The 21,537-nt window shown below is 72.6% G+C and carries 21 protein-coding genes; 13 read left to right on the forward strand and 8 right to left on the reverse strand.

The window, feature by feature from the left end; all coding sequences use genetic code 11:
- Entirely contained in the window at positions 1–1,236 is a 1,236-nt protein-coding gene (locus PSQ21_RS33485) for a PP2C family protein-serine/threonine phosphatase (RefSeq protein ID WP_274036069.1), read from the reverse strand.
- 118 nt (positions 1,237–1,354) lie between these two features.
- Positions 1,355–2,248 carry an RNA polymerase sigma factor SigF gene (locus tag PSQ21_RS33490; protein WP_274035122.1) on the reverse strand — a complete coding sequence of 298 codons (894 nt, stop codon included), beginning with the start codon at positions 2,246–2,248 and terminating at the stop codon, positions 1,355–1,357.
- 301 nt (positions 2,249–2,549) lie between these two features.
- On the opposite strand from PSQ21_RS33490, the gene PSQ21_RS33495 reads away from it, so the two are divergent.
- Together PSQ21_RS33495 and PSQ21_RS33500 are read left to right on the forward strand one after the other, a co-directional pair.
- The gene (locus PSQ21_RS33495; protein WP_274035124.1) at positions 2,550–4,034 is read left to right on the forward strand and encodes an SDR family NAD(P)-dependent oxidoreductase; all 1,485 of its coding nucleotides are present in this window, start codon (positions 2,550–2,552) and stop codon (positions 4,032–4,034) included.
- A gap of 356 nt (positions 4,035–4,390) precedes the next feature.
- Positions 4,391–4,567, forward strand: coding sequence for a hypothetical protein (locus tag PSQ21_RS33500; protein ID WP_274035125.1), 177 nt, complete (start codon positions 4,391–4,393; stop codon positions 4,565–4,567).
- 16 nt (positions 4,568–4,583) lie between these two features.
- On the opposite strand, the gene PSQ21_RS33505 is transcribed toward PSQ21_RS33500, so the two are convergent.
- Genes PSQ21_RS33505 through PSQ21_RS33515 form a run of 3 tightly spaced genes read right to left on the reverse strand, consistent with a single transcriptional unit; the run spans position 4,584 to position 7,412 of the window.
- Complete coding sequence (locus PSQ21_RS33505; RefSeq protein ID WP_274035126.1) at positions 4,584–6,038, reverse strand: lipase maturation factor family protein; 1,455 nt, start codon at positions 6,036–6,038, stop codon at positions 4,584–4,586.
- A gap of 22 nt (positions 6,039–6,060) precedes the next feature.
- Positions 6,061–6,573 carry a DUF1990 family protein gene (locus tag PSQ21_RS33510; protein ID WP_274035127.1) on the reverse strand — a complete coding sequence of 171 codons (513 nt, stop codon included), beginning with the start codon at positions 6,571–6,573 and terminating at the stop codon, positions 6,061–6,063.
- Entirely contained in the window at positions 6,570–7,412 is an 843-nt protein-coding gene (locus PSQ21_RS33515; RefSeq protein ID WP_274035129.1) for a YndJ family protein, read from the reverse strand. The genes PSQ21_RS33510 and PSQ21_RS33515 overlap by 4 nt, the downstream gene beginning before the upstream one ends.
- 165 nt (positions 7,413–7,577) lie before the next feature.
- On the opposite strand from PSQ21_RS33515, the gene PSQ21_RS33520 reads away from it, so the two are divergent.
- The 8 genes from PSQ21_RS33520 to PSQ21_RS33555 all read left to right on the forward strand — a co-directional run bounded on the left by PSQ21_RS33520 (position 7,578) and on the right by PSQ21_RS33555 (position 17,228).
- Positions 7,578–8,678: a DUF6777 domain-containing protein gene (locus tag PSQ21_RS33520; RefSeq protein WP_274035130.1), complete on the forward strand. Its 1,101-nt coding sequence runs from the start codon at positions 7,578–7,580 to the stop codon at positions 8,676–8,678.
- Between the two features lie 124 nt (positions 8,679–8,802).
- The gene (locus tag PSQ21_RS33525) at positions 8,803–10,866 is read left to right on the forward strand and encodes a SpoIIE family protein phosphatase (RefSeq protein WP_274035131.1); all 2,064 of its coding nucleotides are present in this window, start codon (positions 8,803–8,805) and stop codon (positions 10,864–10,866) included.
- A gap of 126 nt (positions 10,867–10,992) precedes the next feature.
- Positions 10,993–12,360: a wax ester/triacylglycerol synthase family O-acyltransferase gene (locus PSQ21_RS33530; protein WP_274035132.1), complete on the forward strand. Its 1,368-nt coding sequence runs from the start codon at positions 10,993–10,995 to the stop codon at positions 12,358–12,360.
- 36 nt (positions 12,361–12,396) lie between these two features.
- The gene (locus tag PSQ21_RS33535; RefSeq protein ID WP_274035133.1) at positions 12,397–13,257 is read left to right on the forward strand and encodes an Fpg/Nei family DNA glycosylase; all 861 of its coding nucleotides are present in this window, start codon (positions 12,397–12,399) and stop codon (positions 13,255–13,257) included.
- A gap of 79 nt (positions 13,258–13,336) precedes the next feature.
- Complete coding sequence (locus PSQ21_RS33540; protein WP_274035134.1) at positions 13,337–14,089, forward strand: LytR/AlgR family response regulator transcription factor; 753 nt, start codon at positions 13,337–13,339, stop codon at positions 14,087–14,089.
- Between the two features lie 87 nt (positions 14,090–14,176).
- Positions 14,177–14,539, forward strand: a complete 363-nt coding sequence (locus tag PSQ21_RS33545; RefSeq protein WP_274035136.1) for a hypothetical protein — start codon at positions 14,177–14,179, stop codon at positions 14,537–14,539.
- A complete protein-coding gene (locus tag PSQ21_RS33550) occupies positions 14,536–16,041 on the forward strand; it encodes a sodium/solute symporter (RefSeq protein ID WP_274035137.1) in 1,506 nt (501 codons plus the stop codon). The genes PSQ21_RS33545 and PSQ21_RS33550 overlap by 4 nt, the downstream gene beginning before the upstream one ends.
- The gene (locus tag PSQ21_RS33555; protein WP_274035138.1) at positions 16,038–17,228 is read left to right on the forward strand and encodes a sensor histidine kinase; all 1,191 of its coding nucleotides are present in this window, start codon (positions 16,038–16,040) and stop codon (positions 17,226–17,228) included. Before PSQ21_RS33550 ends, PSQ21_RS33555 begins: the two co-directional genes overlap by 4 nt.
- A gap of 9 nt (positions 17,229–17,237) precedes the next feature.
- Here PSQ21_RS33555 and PSQ21_RS33560 read toward each other — a convergent pair whose 3' ends face one another.
- Complete coding sequence (locus PSQ21_RS33560) at positions 17,238–17,753, reverse strand: hypothetical protein (protein ID WP_274035139.1); 516 nt, start codon at positions 17,751–17,753, stop codon at positions 17,238–17,240.
- Between the two features lie 112 nt (positions 17,754–17,865).
- Between PSQ21_RS33560 and PSQ21_RS33565 the strand changes: the two genes are divergently transcribed.
- A complete protein-coding gene (locus PSQ21_RS33565) occupies positions 17,866–18,063 on the forward strand; it encodes a zf-HC2 domain-containing protein (RefSeq protein ID WP_097936591.1) in 198 nt (65 codons plus the stop codon).
- Here PSQ21_RS33565 and PSQ21_RS33570 read toward each other — a convergent pair.
- The gene (locus tag PSQ21_RS33570; protein WP_274035140.1) at positions 17,997–18,569 is read right to left on the reverse strand and encodes a sigma-70 family RNA polymerase sigma factor; all 573 of its coding nucleotides are present in this window, start codon (positions 18,567–18,569) and stop codon (positions 17,997–17,999) included. The two genes, PSQ21_RS33565 and PSQ21_RS33570, sit on opposite strands and share 67 nt — an antisense overlap.
- 268 nt (positions 18,570–18,837) lie before the next feature.
- Here PSQ21_RS33570 and PSQ21_RS33575 point away from each other — a divergent pair, with 268 nt between their 5' ends.
- A complete protein-coding gene (locus PSQ21_RS33575) occupies positions 18,838–20,034 on the forward strand; it encodes a CapA family protein (RefSeq protein ID WP_274035141.1) in 1,197 nt (398 codons plus the stop codon).
- A 7-nt stretch (positions 20,035–20,041) separates the two neighbouring features.
- On the opposite strand, the gene PSQ21_RS33580 is transcribed toward PSQ21_RS33575, so the two are convergent.
- On the reverse strand, positions 20,042–20,503 hold the full coding sequence (locus PSQ21_RS33580; RefSeq protein WP_274035142.1) for a universal stress protein: 462 nt from the start codon (positions 20,501–20,503) through the stop codon (positions 20,042–20,044).
- Positions 20,504–20,655: 152 nt separating this feature from the next.
- Here PSQ21_RS33580 and PSQ21_RS33585 point away from each other — a divergent pair, with 152 nt between their 5' ends.
- Complete coding sequence (locus PSQ21_RS33585; protein ID WP_274035143.1) at positions 20,656–21,507, forward strand: polysaccharide deacetylase family protein; 852 nt, start codon at positions 20,656–20,658, stop codon at positions 21,505–21,507.
- Positions 21,508–21,537: the final 30 nt, after the last annotated feature.

The raw sequence follows: 21,537 nt of genomic DNA on the forward strand, positions 1-21,537 counted from the left end.
TCACCGCTCATCGGATTCCGACCCCCAGCCCAGATGCAGAACGGCCACATCGTCCGCGAGCCCGCCGTAGGGAGCGGCCCCCTCCGAGGCCCCCGCGACCAGGGAGTCGACGAACGGGCGGGCCGGCAGATGCCCGTTGGCCCGGGCCATCGCGAGCAGCCCTTCCTCACCGAGGCGGCTGCCGGGCCCGTTGCGCCCCTCGAAGAGCCCGTCCGTGAAGAGAACGAGACCCGCACCGGGTGCGAGCGGGATGTCGACCGTCGGCCACCGGCCGGCCCCGGGCAGCAGCCCGAGCGCCATGCCGCCCTCGGGCTCGACCCAGGTCACGTCCGTGCCCTCACGCAGCAGCAGGCCGGGATGACCGGCGCGCAGGACCTGCGCGTGCCCTTGCCCGGGCGGGAACGCCAGCGAGGTGACGGTGGCGAACACGTGCGAGTCCGAGCGCTCGGCGACCAGGATCTCCTCCAGCAGGGCTATCTGCTCCGGGTGCGACGTACCGCACAGCACGGCGGTACGCCAGGCCACCCGCAGACACACACCGAGGGCGGCCTCCGCGGCGCCGTGCCCGGAGACATCGCCGATCACCGCGTGGACCGTGCCGTCCGAGGTCTGCACCACGTCGTAGAAGTCACCGCTCAGCAGCCCGTGGACCCGCCCCGGCTCGTAACGGGCGCGCGCCCGGAAGCGGTCGTCCCGCAGCAGGGGGACGGGCAGCAGCCCGCGCTCCAGCCGGGCGTTCTCCTGGGCGATCAGCCGGTTGGCGCGCAGCGCGGCGGCGGCCCGTTCCACTTCCTTGCGCTGCAGGGCGTAGCGGACCGCGCGCGAGAGCACCTCCGGGTCCAGACGGCCCTTGACCAGGTAGTCCTGGGCGCCCCCCGCGACCGCGCGGAGCCCGGTGCCGGACTCCTCCAGGCCGGTGAGGACGACGATCGCGGCGTCGCTGTCGGACTCCAGTATCTGGCGCACGGCGTCCAGGCCGTGGACGTCGGGGAGATGCAGGTCCAGGAGCACGCACACGGGGGCGGTGGCCGCGCGCAGGAAGGCGCGCGCCTCGGCCAGGGTCTTGCACCAGGTGAGGGCGGAGTCCAGCTCGCTGTCGGTGAGCATCTCCTCGACGAGCAGAGCATCCCCCGCGTCGTCCTCCACGAGCAGGATCGACGCGTTCACACTCCACAGCGGGCCCTCGGGGTGGTGCGAGGCCCCGACCTGCTGGGAGGGAATTCCGGAGATGCCCACAGGAAGCGGTGCGGTGCCGGTGGGCGACTCGGTCAACCCCCTCCACCTCCTTGTCCGACGGCGCGGTTCGTACGGCCTGATCGTCAGGAAGCATATGCGAGCGAGGGGCCTCTCAGATTCACGCCTCGACGCTCATCCCCTTGCGCAGCTGCTGGACGATCCTGCTGAGCAGCCGCGACACGTGCATCTGGGACACACCCAGCTCCGCGCCGATCTGCGACTGCGTCATCTCCGCACCGAACCGCATCTGCACGATGCGGCGCTCCCGGTCGTCGAGCCGGTCCAGCAGCGGGGCCAGGGTGTGCAGGTTCTCGACGGTCTCCATGGCCGGATCCGTCTCACCGAGGACATCGGCGTACGCCCGCTGCTCCTGGCCGGAGTCGCTGTCCGCGGAGGGGGTGTCGAGCGAGCCGGCCGAGTAGCCGTTGGCCGCCACGAGCCCCTCGATGATCTCCTCCTCGGGGAGGTCGAGGTGGGCGGCCAGTTCCTTGACGGTGGGGTCGCGGTCGAGCTCCGCGGAGAGCTGCTCCTTCGCCTTGGCGAGATCCACCCGCAGCTCCTGGAGCCGCCGCGGCACATGTACCGACCAGGTGGTGTCGCGGAAGAAGCGCTTGATCTCCCCGACGATGTAGGGCACGGCGAAGGTGGCGAACTCGACCTCGCGCGACAGGTCGAACCGGTCGATGGCCTTGATCAGGCCGATCGTGCCGACCTGGATGATGTCCTCCGTGTCGTCGCCGCCGCGGTTGCGGAACCGGGAGGCGGCGAAGCGCACCAGGGAGAGGTTCATCTCGATCAGGGTGTTACGCGCGTACTGGTGCTCGTGGGTGCCCTCCTCCAGGAGCTGGAGCCGGTCGAAGAAGATCTTCGACAGAGCCCGTGCGTCCTGCGGGGCGATCTTCCCGGCGTCCTCGACCCAGGGCAGCTCTCCGGTGACGTCCGCTGTCCGCGCACTGGTCCGACCGCCGCTCAGCGGCGTCGTTCCGGCGGCTCGCACTGACATCGCCGTCATGGTCTCACCCTCCTGCTGCCCGATGTGTCGGACGGTCGCTTGCCCGGTCCTCGCGAAGTCATGCGTCCTTTCTTCCGTTTCTTTTCCGGCTTCCTTTCCGACGGCTCGGGTCCGAGGGCGTCTGCCGGGCCTCCCGGGCCTCCTCCGCCGGAGCCCGCTCGTGGGCGAGGCCGTTCCCCACCCGTACGCCACCCGTACGGCGCTCGAACAGAGCAGTGGCCCGCGCATGGCAAACTTGGGCGGGGTGTTTCGGCCTGCGGTGATCCACGACCCGCGGTGAGAAGATGACAGAGGAACGGCAATGACGGTGACAGAGGACAGCCCGGAGCTCGCTCCCGGAATCGAGGAGTTCGGTCCCGGTATCGACCCGGAGCGGCTGGCCGTCTGCCTGAGCGTGCTCGACGAGCTCGACCGGATCGAGGTGGACCACCCGGACGCCATCGCCGTCCGCCGGGCCACCGCCGGGATCTACCGCACCGTGAAGCAGCGCCGCCGTCAGGAGCGCCGCGCGGCGAAGACCGCCCACGACCGGGCCGTCACCGAGGCCACGGCGACCGGCTCGGCCGAGCGCATCGACGACGAGACGCAGGGCGTGCTGCCCTCCTCCTCCGCCCAGGCCGAGATCGCGGGCATCCTCCAGCGGCCCCGGTCCTGCTACATCTGCAAGACGCGGTACGTCGAGGTCGACGCCTTCTACCACCAGCTCTGCCGGTCGTGCGCCAAGGAGAACCGCTCCCGCCGCGACGCCCGCACCGATCTGACCGGACGCCGGGCACTGCTCACCGGCGGCCGGGCGAAGATCGGCATGTACATCGCGCTGCGGCTGCTGCGCGACGGCGCGCACACCACCATCACCACGCGCTTCCCCAACGACGCGATCCGCCGCTTCAAGGCGATGGAGGACAGCGACGAGTGGATCCACCGGCTGAAGATCGTCGGCATCGACCTCCGCGACCCGGCCCAGGTCGTCGCGCTGGCCGACTCGGTCGCTGCCGAGGGCCCGCTGGACATCCTGATCAACAACGCGGCCCAGACCGTGCGCCGCTCCCCGGGGGCCTACAGAGAGCTGGTCAACGCCGAGTCGGCCCCGCTGCCCGCGGGCGAACTGCCCGTCGCCGAGGTCATCGGTACCTTCGGCAGCGGCACGGTCGACCGGGTCGCCGCGCTGCCCACCGCCCGCAAGGAGGGCCTGAGCGCCCAGGACGTCACGGACCTCGCCCTGGTCACCGGCTCCGCCTCGCCGGCCCGGATCGCGGCGGGCACCGCGATCGACGCGGGAGGCCTCGTCCCGGACCTGCACGACAGCAACAGCTGGATCCAGACGGTGGAGGAGGTCGAACCGATCGAGCTCCTCGAGGTCCAGCTCTGCAACTCCACCGCGCCGTTCATCCTCATCAGCCGGCTGCGCCCGGCGATGGCCGCGACCTCCGCGACCCACGCGTACGTCGTGAACGTCTCGGCGATGGAGGGCGTCTTCAGCCGGGGCTACAAGGGCGCCGGTCACCCGCACACCAACATGGCCAAGGCCGCGCTGAACATGCTGACGCGCACCAGCGCCCAGGAGATGTTCGAGAAGGACGGCATCCTGATGACGGCCGTGGACACCGGCTGGATCACGGACGAGCGCCCGCACCCGGACAAGATGCGCCTCGCCGAGGAGGGCTTCCACGCACCCCTCGACCTGGTCGACGGCGCGGCCCGGGTCTACGACCCGATCGTGCGCGGTGAGGCCGGCGAGGCCCTCTACGGCTGCTTCCTCAAGGACTACGCTCCCGCCAATTGGTGACCCGAACGGCTCAACCGGCGCGGCGGTCTCCGCGCGACGGCCGAGAACCCGGCCCAGGATGTTCCCTGGGCCGGGTTCTCGCTGTACCCGGTGGCCGAAAGTGAGCTACCGCACACATTCTATCGAGCGCGGAGGCGCTCATTTGGTTACGCTGAGGCGAACGGACGCCATCGAGGAGCCCACGAAGGTTCCCCGACCGTCCTGGGACATGGCCGGAAACCCGGCCGCTGTTCCGCCTCACACCGGCGCCACCGCGACCGACGTTTACCAACCCCCTGCCCCGCGCGGGGCGGTCGCGCCCCGGCATCGCCGGAGCGACGGCGGGCCCCGGGCGACGCGACACGAAGGAGTGCGCGGTGACGACACCGGAACTGACCGAGCGCGAAATGCGCCCTGCCGAACGGAAGACGGGGCGGCCCGGCCGCCCCGAGAAGCTGCGGAACATCGAGGTCTGGGCCAGATCGGCCCCGATCCGGCTCGCCGGATACGAGGACGACCTCGCCGAGCCGCACATCCTGCCCGGCATCGACTGAGGCATCGGCTGACCGCTCAGCGCGTCCCGCGGCCCGTCTCCCCGCTCTCCCGCTCCGGCGGCAGCGGCCGGGAGACGGGCCGCAGGAATTCCCGGACGTAGGTGCGGTGCCACCAGCAGCCGGTGGCCCGCAGTTCCCGGAGCCCGGTGAACCGGTAGCGGAACACCCGGGCGCGCACCTGCCGGGGCGGCCCGTCGGGGAACGGGTTGTGCCCGAGCAGCCGGAGCGTGTCCCGGTCGCCGTCGAGCAGCCGCTCGGCGAAGGGTCCGAACCAGGGACGGGCGTACGCGGGGGAGAGCGCCGCGAACCACATCATCCAGTCGAGCCGCAGATGGTACGGGGCGTACAGACGCGGCAGCCGCCGCGGATCGCCGGGCTTGCCGCGGAAGCCGTACTCCCGCCACTCGGTCCCCGCACGCCCCACCGGATCGGCGCTGCCCTCCACCACGACCTCCAGCCGCGTCCGGCTGATGGAACCGAACGCCCCGTAGGTGTTGACCAGGTGCAGCGGATCGTAGGACCGGTTCATCGCCTGTCGCCGCGAGAGCAGATTGCGCACCGGGCGGTAGCTGAGCACCAGCACCAGGGCGGTGACCGCGATGACGACCGCCTCGTACCAGAGGGGCGGGGCGGCCTGCTCCGGCGGCGGCCCGGCCAGGGGGGTCCAGTCGATCGCCGAGAGCGCCAGCGTGATGGTGAGCCAGTTCAGCCAGGCGAAGTTGCCCGACAGGACCAGCCAGAGCTGGGTGAGGACCATCAGACCGGCCGCCGCACTCGCCACCGGCTGCGGGGTGAACAGCAGGAAGGGGACCAGCAGCTGGGTGAGATGGTTGGCGGCGACCTCGATCCGGTGCACGGGCCTGGGCAGATGGTGGAAGAACCAGCTCAGCGGCCCCGGCATCGGCTGGGTCTCGTGGTGGAAGTCCAGGCACGTCAGCTCCCGCCAGCACGCGTCCCCGCGCATCTTGATCAGCCCCGCGCCGAACTCCACCCGGAACAGCAGCCACCGCAGCAGCCACAGCACCAGCACCGGCGCGGCCGTGTCCCCGGTGCCGAGGAAGACCGCCAGGAACCCCGTCTCCAGCAGCAGCGACTCCCAGCCGAAGCCGTACCAGACCTGCCCCACCTGGACGATCGACAGATACAGCACCCACGGCAGCGCCCAGAGCAGCATGCCGCCCCACAGCGGCAGCAGCCCGTCGAGACCGGCGATCAGGGCCACGGACACGGCGCAGCCGCTCCAGGCCACGATGGCGAAGAAGCGGTCCGAGTAGTGCAGCCGGAAGAGCCCCGGAGCGGCCCGCCAGGAGGTGCGCCGCAGCAACTCGGGGACGGGCAGCATGCCGCGCTCGCCGATCAGCGCCCGGAACTGGAGCGCGGCGGTGAGGAAGGCGGCCAGATAGACCACGGCCAGAGCCCGCTGGAAGATCAGCCGGCTCAGCCAGTAGCCGTCCGCGGTGAACCATTCCATCCCTGCCAGTATCGGCCAGGAGTCAGCTCCCGGCGACGATACGGCGCAGCGTGCGGCCGAGCCTGCGCGCGTACCAGCGCTGCGCAAGCGGCACCAGAGGTCCGGCGAGCCGGGTGTACCAGGAGGCGGGGCGCGAGAACGCCAGCACCGTGAACCACACCGTGCCGTCGTCCGCGAGCTCCACCACGAAGCACTCCTCGCCACGCTCCGGATGTCCGGCGAGGGTGCCGTAGCCGAAACCGGTGCGGCCGTCCTCCCCGTACGCCGTCCAGATCACCTCGCAGGGGGCCGTGAAGCGCAGCGGTCCGAGGCCCAGGGAGACCCGGACGCCGCAGCCAGGCTCCGCGCGGCGCCCCGGGGACTCCACCCGCGCGCCCGAGGCGCGGTGCATCCGCCACTCGGTGACCGCCGCTCCGGCGGCCGCGAAGTCCGGCTCGCCGCGGCCGATCCGGGTGCGGTGGTGGAGGTGGTGGTAGCCCCGGGGGAGCGGGCCGAGGCGGGTCGCGCCGACCTCCGGGTAGGTGAGGGTGCTCATGCGGTGCTGCCTCCGGTGCGGTCGGGTCCTTCGGTGCGGATGCGCCGCCAGGCCAGCAGCGAGCAGAGCGCGAAGCCCAGCGCGTTGCCCAGGCCATGGGTGGCGGCCATCCAGGTCAGGGTGGGGTGGGGCAGCCCGGTCGCCTCGCCGAGCGCCCAGCTCAGCGCGAGCAGCATCGTCGCCACCAGGACGCCCGCGGAGGCGAGCAGCAGGAACCGCGTCGTCCCGTCCCGGCCGTCGGCGCGCCCCATGCGCCAGGTCAGCAGGCCGACCGTCCACATCCCGGCCGTGAGAACGAGGGCTCCGGCGAGTTCGGCCCAGTCGTCGAGGAAGTACCCGACGAGGACGAGCAGGGTGCCCAGCGGCACGCTCAGTGCGGCGAAGCGGCCCGCCGGTCCGTTGGAGACCCCGAGGACCAGCCCGGCGATCAGGGCGGCGGCGAACCCGGCGAAGTGGAAGTGCGGCACGGTCAGCGCGAGGATGTCGAGGCCGAATCCGAACAGTTCGTGCCCCGACCGTTCGGCGACCAGCGCGATCGCGGCGACGGCCGGGGTGACCAGCGCGGTGATCAGCGCGATCGCCGCCGGGCCGAGGCCCCGGCCGCGGACCGCCCGGCGCGGGGCGTGCAGGGCGAGCAGGATGGTCCCCAGCGCATAACAGCAGGCGAGCGCCGTGGCCGCGGTGGAGCGCGGCAGCCACAGGGCGGCGGCGCCCGGCACGGCGAACAGCGGCCAGAGCAGCCGGATCCGGTCCAGCTCCCGCAGCCCGGTCAGCCGCAGCCCCGCCGGCACGACGACGAGCATGCCCAGCATCACGATGGCGTTGACCAGTGCGGTCACGACTCCCCCTGATTTGAACGTGTTCAAGTCCCGAGAGTGAGAGTAGAGGGTTTATTGAACACGTTCAAGACGGGGGTGGTGGGCGACTGCCCGCTTGCGGGACCGTGCCCGGTGCGGCACAGATGGTGACACCCATCCGTTCCCCGGGACAGGCAGGAGAGCTCTGTGCGCTCACCCAGACGTATCCGGCGTACGGCGCTCGCCGCGCTGTCCGCCGGAGTGCTGTTCGCCGTCGCCGGCTGCGGCGACGGCGGTGACCGGACGGCGAAGGGCACCACGGGCACCGCGGAGGCCAAGGACGTTCTCCTCCAGCCGCTCGCGTCCCCCGGCCCCGGTCCGTTCACCGAGTCCACGGCGCGGGAGACGGCCTCCCCGTCCGCCACCGGCGCGCCGGACGCCGAACCGACCTCCGCCACCCGGACGGTCCATCCGGTCTCCGGCGCCGTGCCGGGGCTCTACGGCGGCACCCGGTCGGTCGCCGCCTGCGATGTCGAACGGCAGGCCGCCCTGCTGCCCGACGACGAGGACAAGGCGCGCGCCTTCGCCGACGTGTCCGGTATCGAGGCCGTGCAGATTCCGGGCTACCTGAGGTCCCTGACCCCGGTCGTCCTGCGTGTCGACGCCCAGGTCACCAATCACGGCTACAGCGCCGGTTCGGCCACCGCCTTCCAGGCCGTGCTCCAGGCGGGCACCGCCGTCCTGGTCGACAGCCGGGGGATGCCCCGTGTCCGCTGCGTCTGCGGCAACCCGTTGGGCCCGCCCGTGGTCGCGGACGGGAAGGTCGCGCACCGGGGGGAGCGCTGGCCCGACTACGACCCCGCGCGCATCGTGGCCGTCGAGCCCGGTGTCAAGGCGGCCACCAGTCTGATCATCGTGAACGCCGACGACAACACCTGGATCGAGCGGGTCGTGGGCGACAGCGGCGGCCGCGACCGCACCCCGGACGACCCGCCGCCGTTCGAGCCCGACGCCGACCTGCTCTTCCCGTCGCCGGGCCGCCCCTCCGAATCCGCGCCCGCGGACCCCACCCCGTCCGGTCCGGCCCCTTCCGGCCCCGCCGAGCCGGAAGGGCCCACGGACCCCGGACCCCCGGAGCCGTCCGACGACTTCGGAGACCCGCCGCCCGAGGGGCCGTGGGAGTACGAGGAGGAGGGGGGTCCGGACGTCGCGCCGGAGCCGACCCAGGTCTTCCCCGCCGAGCCGGACGAACCCGTCGGGCCGGACGAGCCCATGGAAGCGGGCCTCGGCGACGTGTTCGCCGGCTGACCGGCCCTGGGCCCAGACCTTCGCGCCCCGTCGGTGGAATCCGTACGGCGCTACCTCGGCGCCGTACGGACCGGCCGAGGAATCGGACAAGAAGAATCGGATAAATGGTGGCAAAGTGGCCCACATGGATGATCGGGTAGCGGGTGCCCTGTCACTCCCCGAAGACTGGCCCGCCCACCCGGACCTCAGCCTCGCCCTGAACCGTATGGGCAGCTTCGACTGGGATCTCGACACCGGCCTCATGCACATGGACCAGGCCGCCCTCGACGTGTTCGACCTGACCGCGGACGAGTACGACGGCCGGCCGGCCTCGCTGGCACCGCGCGTGCCGACGGACGAGGCCCAGCGTCTGGACGGAATGGTCTCGCACGCGCTGAAGAGCGGGCGTACCGACTACGGCGCGTACTTCCGCATCCAGCGGCGGGACGGCACGCTGCGCTGGACGCACACCCAGGGCTTCGTGCGCCGGGACGGGACCGGCCGCCCGCGCCGCATCATCGGGATCGTCCGCGACGCCACCCAGGAACTGGCCGACTCCGCGGCCCGGCGCGAGCTGGACGGGGAGCGCCGCCAGCGCACCAGCCTGGTCGAGGGCACCACCGCCGCGCTGGCCCACGCCCGTACCGTCAAGGACGTCATCGCCGTCCTCAAGAACTCCCAGGGGCTCGCCCACCTCGGGGCCACCAGTCTCGTCATGGGTCTGCTGGAGTCCGGCCGCATCCACCTCGTGGCCGACGGCCCCGAAGGCGCGTACATCCCCGGTACCCGGTACACCCGGGTGGACGAGCCGTACCCGATGAGCGAAGTGGTGCGCACCCTGACCCCCCGCTTCATCGAGTCCGCCGACGACTTCGCCGCCTCCTACCCGATCCTCTGGCCCGGCATCAGCCACCTCGGGATCACCTCCGCCGCCTACATGCCGCTGATCGCGCAGGCCCGGCCGATCGGAGCACTCGGCCTCCTCTACCGGGACAAGGGGGGCTTCACCGCCGACGAACGCAATCTGCTGATGGCGCTCGGCACCTCGATCGCCCAGAGCCTCCAGCGCGCGATGCTCTACGAACAGGAGCACGACCTCGCCGAGGGGCTGCAGCAGGCGATGCTGCCGCGCCGGATCCCGGCCGTGCCCGGGGCGCAGGTCGCCGTCCGCTACCGCTCGGCCCGCCTCGGCCGCGACATCGGCGGCGACTGGTACGACCTGATCCCGCTGCCCGGCGGCCGGGTCGGCGCCGTCATCGGGGACGTCCAGGGGCACGACACCCACGCCGCCGCCGTCATGGGGCAGCTCAGGATCGTCCTGCGCGCGTACGCGGCCGAGGGGCACAGCCCCGCCACGGTCATGGCGCGCGCCTCCGTCTTCCTCCACGAGCTGGACACGGACCGCTTCGCCACCTGTACCTACGCCGAGGTCGACCTCACCACCGGCGTCGTCCAGGTGGTCCGCGCCGGACATGTCGACCCGCTGGTACGGGACGTGGACGGGAGCTGCCGCAGGATGCCGTCCGAGGGCGGCCTGCCGCTCGGCCTCTCGGCGGAGTTCGGCCGGCTGGAGTACCCGGTCGGCACGGTCGAGCTGGACCCCGGCCAGACGATGATCCTTTTCACCGACGGCCTCGTCGAACTGCCGGGCTCCGACCTCGACGAGGGCATGCAACTGCTCACCGCCCTCGTCACCAACGGCCCCCGGGACCTCCAGAACCTCGCCGACCAGCTCTGCGAGGCCGTCGACGAGCGCGGCGGCCAGGACGACGTCGCCCTCCTGCTGCTGCGCCGCCGGGCCGCGCACGCCCCGCAGCCGGGCGGCCGGCTCCAGCAGCACGTCGCCCAGAACGACCCCGAGGCGCTGAGTTCGTCCCGCCACATGATCCGGGCAGCGGTCCGGGCCTGGGGAGCCAAGGACCGGGCCGACGAGATCGAGCTCGCGGCCGACGAACTGATCACCAACGCGCTCATGCACACCGACGGCGGTGCCGTCGTGACGATCCGGGTACTCGCCGGAACCGAGCGACGGCTGCGCGTCGACGTCGAGGACCGCTCCAGCGCACTGCCCAGACGCCGCGACGCGGGGGAGTCGGGGGTGTCCGGGCGCGGACTGATGCTGGTCGACCGGCTGGCCGACGTCTGGGGAGTGGAGTCCCGGGGCAGCGGCAAATGCGTGTGGTGCGAATTCCTCATTCCGGCCCGCTGAGCACCGCACCGCGACGTAACAGTACGTAACATGTCTGTGCTTGACCGTAACCGACCGCAAAGGATTGACTGCGGAGAGACCGGCCGCACCCCGGCCCTGCCGCCTTCGACGACATGAGGCCCTCCGTTGGGTACCGAGCTTCTCGCCCCGCTCGATCTCGCTTTCTGGCACCTCGAATCGGACGCCCATCCGATGCACCTCGGCGCGCTCGCCGTCTTCGCACCGGCGCCCGGCGCGGGCCCGGAGCGGATCCTCGACCTGCTCGGCACCCGCGCAGCCGCGATTCCCCGGCTGCGCATGTGCGTACGGGACGTCCTGCTGCCGGTCGGCGGCAAGGCCTGGACGGTCGACAAGGACTTCGACGTGCACCGGCACGTCAGCCATGCGGCCGTGGAGGACGGCGACTTCATGGCCGGGGCCGGGCGGCTGGCCGCCGAACTGATGGAGCGACCGCTCGGGCGCGGGCTGCCGCCCTGGCGGATGTACCTCATCGGCGGCGCGGCGGGCGGGCCCTTCGCCGTCCTGGTCAAGCTGCACCACGCCCTGGCCGACGGGATGCGGGCGGTCGCCATCGGAGCCGGGATCTTCGACGAGATCGCCGCCGTCACCAGCGCCCGCACCGCTGCCCGGGGCCGCCCCGCCGTCCCGCCCCGCTCCTGGCTGCCCGACCCCCGCGAGATGGCGGGCATGGCTCTCGGCCGGATCGGAGAGGTCGGCCGGGCGCTCGGCGTGGGGGCCTCCGTCGTCCGCGCCGGCCGCCTCGACCTGCGCTCCACGACCGCCTTCACCGCCCCCTCCAGCGGCACCCGCCGCCTGGCCACCGCCGACCTCGACGCCGGGGACCTCCAGCGGATCCGACGGGCCGAGGGCGGCACCGCCAACGACGTCCTCCTCGCCGTCGTCGCCGGTGCGCTGCGCCGCTGGATGGCCGGGCGCGGCGAGCAGCTTCCCGCCGCCGACCCGCGCGCCCTGGTCCCCGTCTCCCGCCGCAGGCCCGGGGGCGCCTCCGCCACCGGCAACCGGCTCTCCGCCTATCTGCTCGGCCTGCCGGTCACCGCGGCCGACCCGCGCGAGCGGCTCCGGGCGGTCCGGACGGCGATGGACCGCAACAAGGCGGCCGGACCGCTGAAGGGCGCCGGGGCCGTCGCCGTACTGGCCGACCAACTGCCGCCGCTGGCCAGCCGGTTCGGCGCACCGCTGGCGGCCAACGTCGCCCGTGTGCTCTTCGACGTGCTGGTCACCAGCGTGCCGCTGCCCCGCTCCGCGCTCTCGCTGGGCGGCTGCCCGCTGACCGCCCTCTACCCCATGGCGCCGCTGGCCCGGGGCCAGGCCCTCGCGGTGGCCCTCTCCACCTACGGCGGCCGGGTGCACGTGGGGCTGGTGGCCGACGGCAAGGCGCTGCCCGACCTCGACCGGCTCGCCGCCGCGGTCGAGGAGGAGTTCACGGAGCTGTACGCCGTCATCACCGGCACGGACCGCTCACCGGTGTCCTGACAGGCAGCCGTCCAGCCACTGGGGCAGTCTGGAGCCATGCCCGAACTGCCCGAAGTCGAAGCCCTGCGGGTCTTCCTCGACGACCACCTGGTCGGCAAGGAGATCGCCCGCGTCATCCCGCTGGCGATCAGTGTCCTGAAGACGTTCGAGCCGCCGCTCACCGCCCTGGAAGGCGCGGCTGTCACCTCGGTCGCCCGCCACGGCAAGTTCCTCGACATCGAGGCGGGCGGCCTCCACCTGTGCACCCACCTCGCCCGGGCCGGCTGGCTCCGCTGGAAGGACTCCTTCCCGGCCACCCCGCCCCGCCCCGGCAAGGGGCCCCACGCGCTCCGCCTGACGACCGTCGACGGCGACGGCTTCGACCTCACCGAGATGGGCACCAGGAAACGCCTCTCGGTCCACCTCGTCCACGACCCCCAGGACGTCCCCGGAATCGCCCGCCTCGGCCCGGACCCCCTCGCCGACGCCTTCGACCGCGCCGCGTTCACCGCGCTGCTCGCCGGGGAACGCCGTCAGATCAAGGGCGCGCTGCGCGACCAGTCGCTCATCGCGGGCATCGGCAACGCCTACAGCGACGAGATCCTGCACGTCGCGAAGATGTCCCCGTTCAAACGCACCGCCGACCTCGACGAGGACGACGTCACCCGCCTGTACACCGCGCTGCGCACCACACTCGAGGACGCCGTCGCCCGCTCCAGCGGGGTGGAGGCAGGGAAGCTCAAGGCCGAGAAGAAGACCGGGATGCGGGTCCACGGGCGTACCGGGGAGACCTGCCCGGTCTGTGGGGACACCATCCTGGAGGTCTCCTTCAGCGACTCCTCGCTCCAGTACTGCCCCACCTGCCAGACCGGCGGGAAGCCGCTCGCGGACCGCAGGCTCTCCAAGTTCCTGAAGTGACCACCGGCCCGGTTTCCCCCGGGCCACCGGTCCCGAGACCTCTGGGGGGCACGGGACGGATCCCCTAAACTCCGGCCTCATGCTGCGCGTACTCGCCGTCGACGACGAACAACCCGCCCTGGAGGAACTCCTCTACCTCCTGCGCGCCGACCCTCGTGTCCGCAGCGCCGAGGGCGCCACCGGTGCGACCGAGGCACTGCGCCGCATCGGCGGCGCCGTGGACGCGGGCCCCGATGATCCGTCCGCGATCGACGTGGTCTTCCTCGACATCCACATGGCCGGTCTCACCGGACTCGACGTCGCCCAGCTCCTCGCCGGATTCGCCGCGCCCCCGCTCATCGTCTTCGTCACCGCGCACGAGGGCTTCGCCGTCCACGCCTTCGACCTCAAGGCCGTCGACTACGTCCTGAAACCGGTCCGCCGCGAACGCCTCGCCGAAGCCGTCCGCCGGGTCGCCGAGCAGGTGGGGGACCGGTCCGCACCGGTCCACGACAGCGCGGGCGACCAGATACCGGTCGAACTGGGCGGCGTCACCCGCTTCATCCCCATCGACGAGATCGAGTACGCCGAGGCGCAGGGCGACTACGCCCGCCTGCACACCGCCACCGGCAGCCACCTCGTGCGTATCCCGCTCACCACCCTGGAGGAGCGCTGGCGCTCCCGCGGCTTCGTCCGGATCCACCGCCGCCACCTCGTGGCGCTCGGCAGGATCGACGAACTGCGCCTGGACGCGGGCAGCATGAGCGTGCGCGTCGGGGAGGCCGAGCTGGCCGTCAGCCGCCGCCACGCCCGCGCCCTGCGCGACCTCCTGATGCGCCAGGGCGGCCGCTGAAGCAAGGCGTGAGGCCCGCCGCTGACCTGGGGAGTCCTTCTCCGAACCCTTCCCAGTACGGCCCGCCGCCGCCTACACTCCGAGCCCATGTCCGCAGAGCCACCGCCCCGGCGAGAAGTGGTCACGGGGGAGCCGCGGCGGGTGCGCCCGCTGCCCCGTTACCGCACCCAGTCGGAGATCGACGAGCAGACCGCCCTCGGCGGCGCATACGTGCGCTCGCTGATGCGCGGTCAACTGCGCGCCGGGCTCACCGTCTTCGTCGTCCTCGCGCTCGTCGCGGGGACCCTGCCGCTGCTCTTCGCAGCCCTGAACAGCTCCGCCCTTGTCTGGACGGTGCTCGGCTTCGCCACCTATCCGCCGCTCACCCTGGCCGCCTGGTGGTACGTCCGCCGGGCCGAGCGCAACGAACGCGACTTCGCCCGACTGGTGGAGGGCCGCCCCGCCCCGTGAGCACCCCCGATCACCTGGCGTCCTGGGTGGCGGTCGCCCTCGTCGTCCTCGCCACCGTCCTCGTCGGCGGATTCGGCCTGCGCATCTCCCGGACGACCTCCGACTTCTACGTGGCCTCGCGCACCGTACGGCCCCGCCTCAACGCCGCCGCGATCAGCGGCGAATACCTCTCCGCCGCCTCCTTCCTCGGCGTTGCCGGTCTCGTCCTCGTCCACGGACCCGACATGCTCTGGTACCCGGTCGGCTACACCGCCGGATACCTGGTGCTCCTGGTCTTCGTCGCCGCCCCGCTGCGCCGCTCGGGGGCGTACACCCTGCCGGACTTCGCCGAGGGACGGCTCGAATCGCGGCAGGTCCGCCGCCTGGTCAGCGCGCTCGTGGTCGGCGCGGGCTGGCTCTACCTCGTGCCGCAGCTCCAGGGCGCCGGGCTCACCCTCAAGATCCTCACGGGCGCTCCGGGCTGGCTCGGCGACGTCCTCGTCGCCACCGTCGTGACCGCCGCCGTCGCCGCGGGCGGCATGCGCTCCATCACCTTCGTCCAGGTCTTCCAGTACTGGCTCAAGCTCACCGCCCTCCTTGTCCCCGCCCTCTTTCTCGTGCTCGCCTGGCAGGGCGACGGCCGGCCCCGGGTCAGCTTCGACGACCAGCTCACCGTCTTCCGTGCCGACCATCCGCTGTACGCCACCTACGGGCTGATCGTGGCGACCTTCCTCGGCACCATGGGCCTGCCCCATGTCGTCGTCCGCTTCTACACCAGCCCGAACGGCCGCGACGCCCGCCGCACCACCGTCGCCGTCCTCGCCCTGGTCGGCTTCTTCTATCTGCTCCCGCCGATCTACGGCGCGCTCGGCCGGCTCTACACGCCCGAACTGCGGTACGGGGGAGACGCGGACGCCGCCGTCCTGCTGCTCCCCGCCCGTCTCATCGGCGGACTGGGCGGCGACCTCCTCGGGGCGTTGATCGCCGGCGGGGCGTTCGCCGCGTTCCTGTCCACCGCCTCCGGGCTCACCATGGCCGTCGCCGGAGTCATCACCCAGGACGTCCTGCCCTCGCGCGGGGTACGCCACTTCCGGCTCGCCACCGTCCTCGCCATCGCCGTACCGCTCGCCGGTTCCCTGCTGGTGAGCCGGGTGCCGGTGGCCGACGCGGTGGGCATGGCCTTCGCCGTCTCCGCCTCCTCCTTCTGCCCCCTGCTCATCCTCGGCATCTGGTGGCGGCGGCTCACCCCGCCCGGGGCCGTCGCGGGGCTCCTGCTGGGCGGCGGCTCCGCTCTCGTCGCGGTGGCCATCACCGTCAGCGGAGCCGTACGCCCGCCGGGGTGGCCGCACGCCCTGCTCGCCTGGCCCGCCGTCTGGTCCGTTCCCGTGGGGTTCCTCGCGATGATCCTCGTCTCGCTCGCCACGCCGGGGCGGATACCCCCGGGCACCAATGCCGCCATGACCCGCTTCCACCTCCCCGAGGCCCTCTCCTCGGCACGGTCCGCCGCGGGGCGGGAACGATGACCGGGGCCGCGATCGCCGTTCTCCTCGTCCTGGCCACGCTGCTGCTCGGCACCGGGTACCTGCTGGGCCGCCGAACCGCCCGGCCGCTGCGCCCCAGCGATGTCGGCACGCCCGTCGAGCACGCCACGTTCGAGACCCTGCACACCGCGTCGCTGGCCGCCCCGCCGCTGCGGGCCGGACTCACCGAGGAGAGCGCCCGGCGCGCCGCCCGCCGGCTGCGCTCCCTCCTCGGCACCGACGCCCTCTGCCTCACCGACCGGGACCGGGTGCTGGTCTGGGACGGCACCGGGCACCACCACGGCAAGGACGTCCAGGAGCACCTGCGGGCGCTCCTGGACAACGGCCGCCGTACCGCCTTCGACAGTGGCTGCGCCGACCTCGACTGCCCGCTGCGCTGGGCCGTCGCCGTCCCGCTCACCGTCGACAACCGGGTCCTGGGCGCGCTCGTCGCCTACGCCCCGCGCGAATCGGCGGTGCTGGCCCGGGCCGCGGGGGAGGTGGCGCGCTGGGTCTGCGTCCAGCTGGAACTGGCCGAGCTGGACCGCTCCCGTACGCAGCTGATCGAGGCCGAGATCAAGGCCCTGCGGGCGCAGATCTCCCCGCACTTCATCTTCAACTCGCTGGCCGCGATCGCCTCGTTCGTCCGCACCGACCCCGAGCAGGCCCGCGAACTGCTGCTGGAATTCGCCGACTTCACCCGCTACTCGTTCCGCAGGCACGGGGAGTTCACCACCCTGGCGGACGAACTGCACTCCATCGACCAGTATCTGGCCCTCGTCCGCGCCCGCTTCGGCGAGCGCCTCGCCGTGACGCTCCAGGTCGCCCCCGAGGTGCTGCCGGTGGCGCTGCCGTTCCTGTGCCTCCAGCCGCTGGTGGAGAACGCCGTCAAGCACGGCCTCGAAGGGGCGGTCACCCGCAGCCGCATCACCATCAGCGCCCTGGACGCCGGCTCGGAGGCCGAGGTGGTCATCGAGGACGACGGAACCGGCATGGACCCCGAACGGCTGCGGCAGATCCTGCGCGGCGAGGGCGGCGCCTCCACCGGTATCGGTCTGCTCAACGTGGACGAGCGGCTGCGTCAGGTCTACGGCGACGACTACGGCCTGGTCATCGAGACCGGGGTCGGGGCCGGCATGAAGATCACGCTGCGGCTGCCCAAGTACCGCGCCGGGGTGCACGGTTCCTGAAGCGGAGGCTCAGCACAGATGGACGGCCAGATGCCCCAGCGGCAGCCCCAGCTGCCAGGCGGGGGTCCAGACACGGACCTCCTGGTCGCCCGCCGGGCCGGCCCCGGCGTCCCACGGAGCGGGGCCGATCGCGTCCAGGTCCGCCGCGAGCAGTTCGGTCTCCTCCAGCCAGCGCCAGGCCGCCCGCGCCAGCGCCAGATCGGGGTCGCCGGGCTCGGTGTTCCCTCCCGCCTCCGCCAGCCGCTCGCAGATCCAGGCGCGCCAGCTGCACTCGTACGCCGTGAGCACCCGCAGTTCGTCGACCCGCGGTTCGGGCAGGGCCCCGGCAGAGGGAACGTCGCGGGTCAATCCGCACAGGAACATCGTCAGCGCGAGGGCGTCGCGCCCCGCCCGGAACTCCAGGGTCGTCGGCTCCATCAGCTCGCCGGTCCGTAGCAGCTCGTCGGCGATGTACTCGGTGGACAGCCAGGTCATCGGTACCCGGAGCCCGTTCCCACCGGTCCCATCCATGTCCTCGGGACGCATCCCGTCTCGCCTCTTTCCTTGCTCGGTGCCGGGCTTCCCGCAGCATTGAACCGGGGACGGGCGCCCCGCGTGGGCAGAAGGGGAGGATCGCCCAGGAGATGCGAGGCTGCGAATGAGTGCCGACCCCGGCGACGACCCGCATGTGCGGCTGCTGCTGGGCGCGTACGTCCTGGACGCCCTGGACGCCGAGGAGACCTGCCGGGTCGCCCGCCATGTCCAGGGCTGCGACGGCTGCGCCCGGGTCTACGTGGAGGTGGCCGAGGCCTCCGCCCTGCTGGCGCTGCTCCGGGCGGAGGATTTGAGGGAGTAGCCGGGCAGCGTCCGCGCGAGGACCCGCAGCGCGTAGTACGAGCGGGACTTGACGGTCCCCGCGGGGATGCCGAGCGCCTCGGCCGTCTCGCCGACGCTCAGCCCGCGGAAGTAGATCTGCACCAGCACCGCGCGGTGCTCGGGGCTGAGGGTGCGGACCGCCTCGCGGACGTCCAGGGCGCGGACGGCGCGGTCCGTGGCGTCCAGGGCGTCCGGGGTGCTCTCCAGCACCGTGTCGCTGACCTCGACGGGGCGGGCCTGGCGGGAGCGCCGCGCGTCGATGGCGAGGCGGCGGCCCACGGTGAACAGCCACGGCCGCATCGAGTCGTAGGGCGCGTCGAAGGCCTCGGGGTGCTGCCAGGCACGGACCAGGGTCTCCTGCACCAGGTCCTCGGCCCGCTGCCGGTCGCCGAAGGTCAGGCCGAGGAGGAAGTGGAACAGGGCGGGGCCGTGCTCCCGCTGCAACTCGACGAGGGTCCGCTCGTCGGTCGTCGTGGTGGTCCTCATGAACGCCCTCTCCCGCCGCGGCCCCTGACGGCCTCGCTGCCGACTTGGCGTATACGAACGCATTCGGCCGCGTGAAAACAGGCGGTGCGCGGAGGCGTGCGACGAGCGGTCGCTCAGTGCGGCGAATGGTGCGGTGAACGGTCGAGGGGCCGTCGGGGTCGGGCGGTACGACCAGTTCAGCTAGGTATGCGGCACTGCTCCTTGCTTACGCGGTATGAAGATATATGTAGTCGGATGGTCGTAATCATCCGAACATGGAGCCGAGCAGATGACGCAGCGCATCCGACCGGGCACGGTGGCCGCCCTCGCCCTCCTGCTCGCCGCGGCCACCGGCTGCACCGGGCAGCAGCCCACGGCCCCCGCGCCGAGCGGACCGCCTGCCGCCCGGGGCGCCGGCGGCCAGCACGCCGAGGGCCCCCGCCCCTTCACGCTTCTCGCCGCCGGCGACGTACTGCCGCACTCCTCCGTGATCGACCGGGCGGCTGTCGACGCGGGCGGCCAGGGCTACGACTTCGCCCCGATGCTGGCGGGTGTCGCCCCGGTCGTCTCCGGCGCGGACCTGGCGTTCTGCCACATGGAGACGGTGTACGGCAAGGAAGGTGGCCCGTACACCGGCTATCCGAGCTTCAAGTCGCCGCCCGAGGTCGCCGCCGCCCTGCGCACCACCGGGTTCGACTCCTGCTCCACCGCCTCCAACCACACCCTCGACGACGGGGCCGAGGGGGTCCGGCGCACGCTCGGAGCCCTGGACAGGGCGGGCATCCGGCACGCCGGCTCCGCCCGCACCGCCGCCGAGGCCGCCCGGCCCACGATCCTGCCCGCCGGGCCGGGGAAGGGCGCGGCCAAGGTCGCCCACCTCGCGTACACCTACGGCACCAACGACATCCCGGTCCCCGCCGACCGGCCCTGGACGGTCAACGTGACCGACGAGCGCCGCATCATCGAGGAGGCCAGGGCGGCCCGGCGGGCCGGTGCCGACGTCGTCGTCCTCTCCGCCCACTGGGGCACCGAATGGCAGGACGAGCCCGACGCGCAGCAGCTGGAGCTGGCCCGGCGGCTCACCGCGTCCGCCGACGGGGGCCGCCCCGACCTTGATCTGATCATCGGCACGCACGCCCATGTGCCGCAGGCCTACGAGAAGGTCAACGGGACCTGGGTGGTCTACGGCATGGGCGACCAGATCGCCGGCGCGATGATCAACTACGAGGGTGTCCAGGACCCGCGGGGCAACCAGAGCTCGATGGGCCGCTTCACCTTCGCGCCGCCCGCGAAACCCGGCGAGCGCTGGACGGTGAAGAAGGCGGAGTTCGTCCCGCAGTGGTACGACACCGTCACGGGGCGCGCCGTCAACCTCAACGCCTCCCTCGACGACGGGGCCGAGCACCTCCGCGCGGTCCGCGACCGCATCCGCGCCGTGGTCCTCGGCCGGGGGGCGGAGAGCGACGGGCTCCTCATGGGCAGGTGAACGCCCTCTACGGCACCACGGTGACCGGCCAGAGCCCCGCCTTCACCAGCCGCACCGCGACCGAACCGATGAAGCGGTGCCCGGCCGACTCCGAGGTCCCGACCACCACCGCGTCCGCCTTCAGCTCGCCGGCCGCCGTCACCAGCCCGCTGTAGGGGTCGCCCCGGAAGGTGTGGAACTCCCAGCGCAGGTTGCCCGCGTCGCTGAAGCGCTCGGCCGCCGCGCGGATCTCGGAGACCAGGTCCTCCGCGACCTCCCCCGTGGTGTCGCCCACCGGCACGCCCAGTGCCGCGCCCGCCGTCATGACCGGCTGGACGTACACCAGGGCCAGCATGGCGTTCTGCCGGCGGGCCAGTCCGGCGGCGTAGGCCGCCGCGCGCATCGACGAATCGGAGCCGTCGAGCCCCGCGACGATCACCTTGGGGCCGTCGGTACCGCGTTCGAACTGGTGAGGCTGCTGCTCTGTCACGGCTCCGAGGCTATCGGCTCGTCCTGGTGAGACGGGCCCGGGCCGCCGACCAGCCCGGACTAAAACGGGCATACTGCTTCGATCGGGTACAAAACGGTTGAAGCTCGGTGTCGGCGGGCGGAGCGGACGTCGGGCCGTGCGAGCAGTTGGCCATGAGAAGTGATCACACCGGACCCGGGCGCCGCACCCTGCTGAGGTTTGCCCTCGGCCTCGGAACCGCCACCGCCGTGCACCTGATCGCCGCCGATCCGGCGTCGACGCCCAGCCGCCCCGCACACGCCGCGGACACCCCGCCCGCCGGGGCCGCGGGCCCCCCGGGACACGTCCGGGGCCGGCCCTCCCCGTACCGGCTCGAACCCATGACCGCCAACACGCCACCCCGGTTCAGACCGGCCAGGCCGCCCGTGCGCGTCCGGCCCTTCGAGCATCTCCCCGAGATCGGTCACTCGATGGTCCTGAGCTTCGACGACGGCCCCGATCCGCTCTACACCCCGGACATTCTGGCCACCCTGCGCGAGTACCGGGTCCGCGCGATGTTCTTCGTCTGCGGAGAGATGGCCGACGGCAACCCGGACCTGCTGCGCGAGATGGCCGACGACGGGCATGTGGTGGGCAACCACACCTGGTCCCACCCGCTGATCCCGAAGCTCTCCCGCCCCGCGATCCGCGACGAACTGGGGCGCACCAGCGAGGTGGTGGACCGGACGCTCGGCGCCCCGCCGCTCTGGTACCGCGCGCCCTACGGCGCGTGGAACCGCAACTCCTTCGAGATCGGTGCCGCGTTGGGCATGGAGCCCATGGCCTGGACCGTGGACACGCTCGACTGGAAGACGCCGGGCGTCGGCACGATCGTCCGCCGGGTGCTCGGCGGAGCGGCGCCCGGCGTCGTCGTCCTCTCGCACGACGCGGGCGGCGACCGCTCGCAGAGCGTCGCGGCCCTGCGCCGCTACCTTCCCCGGCTGCTGGACTCCGGCTACCGCCTCACGGTGCCGCGCCGCATCTGAGCGGCGGAACGCGGCACCGCGCACGACGGT

It is taken from the genome of Streptomyces sp. MMBL 11-1, from assembly GCF_028622875.1.
Classification (GTDB): Bacteria; Actinomycetota; Actinomycetes; order Streptomycetales; family Streptomycetaceae; genus Streptomyces.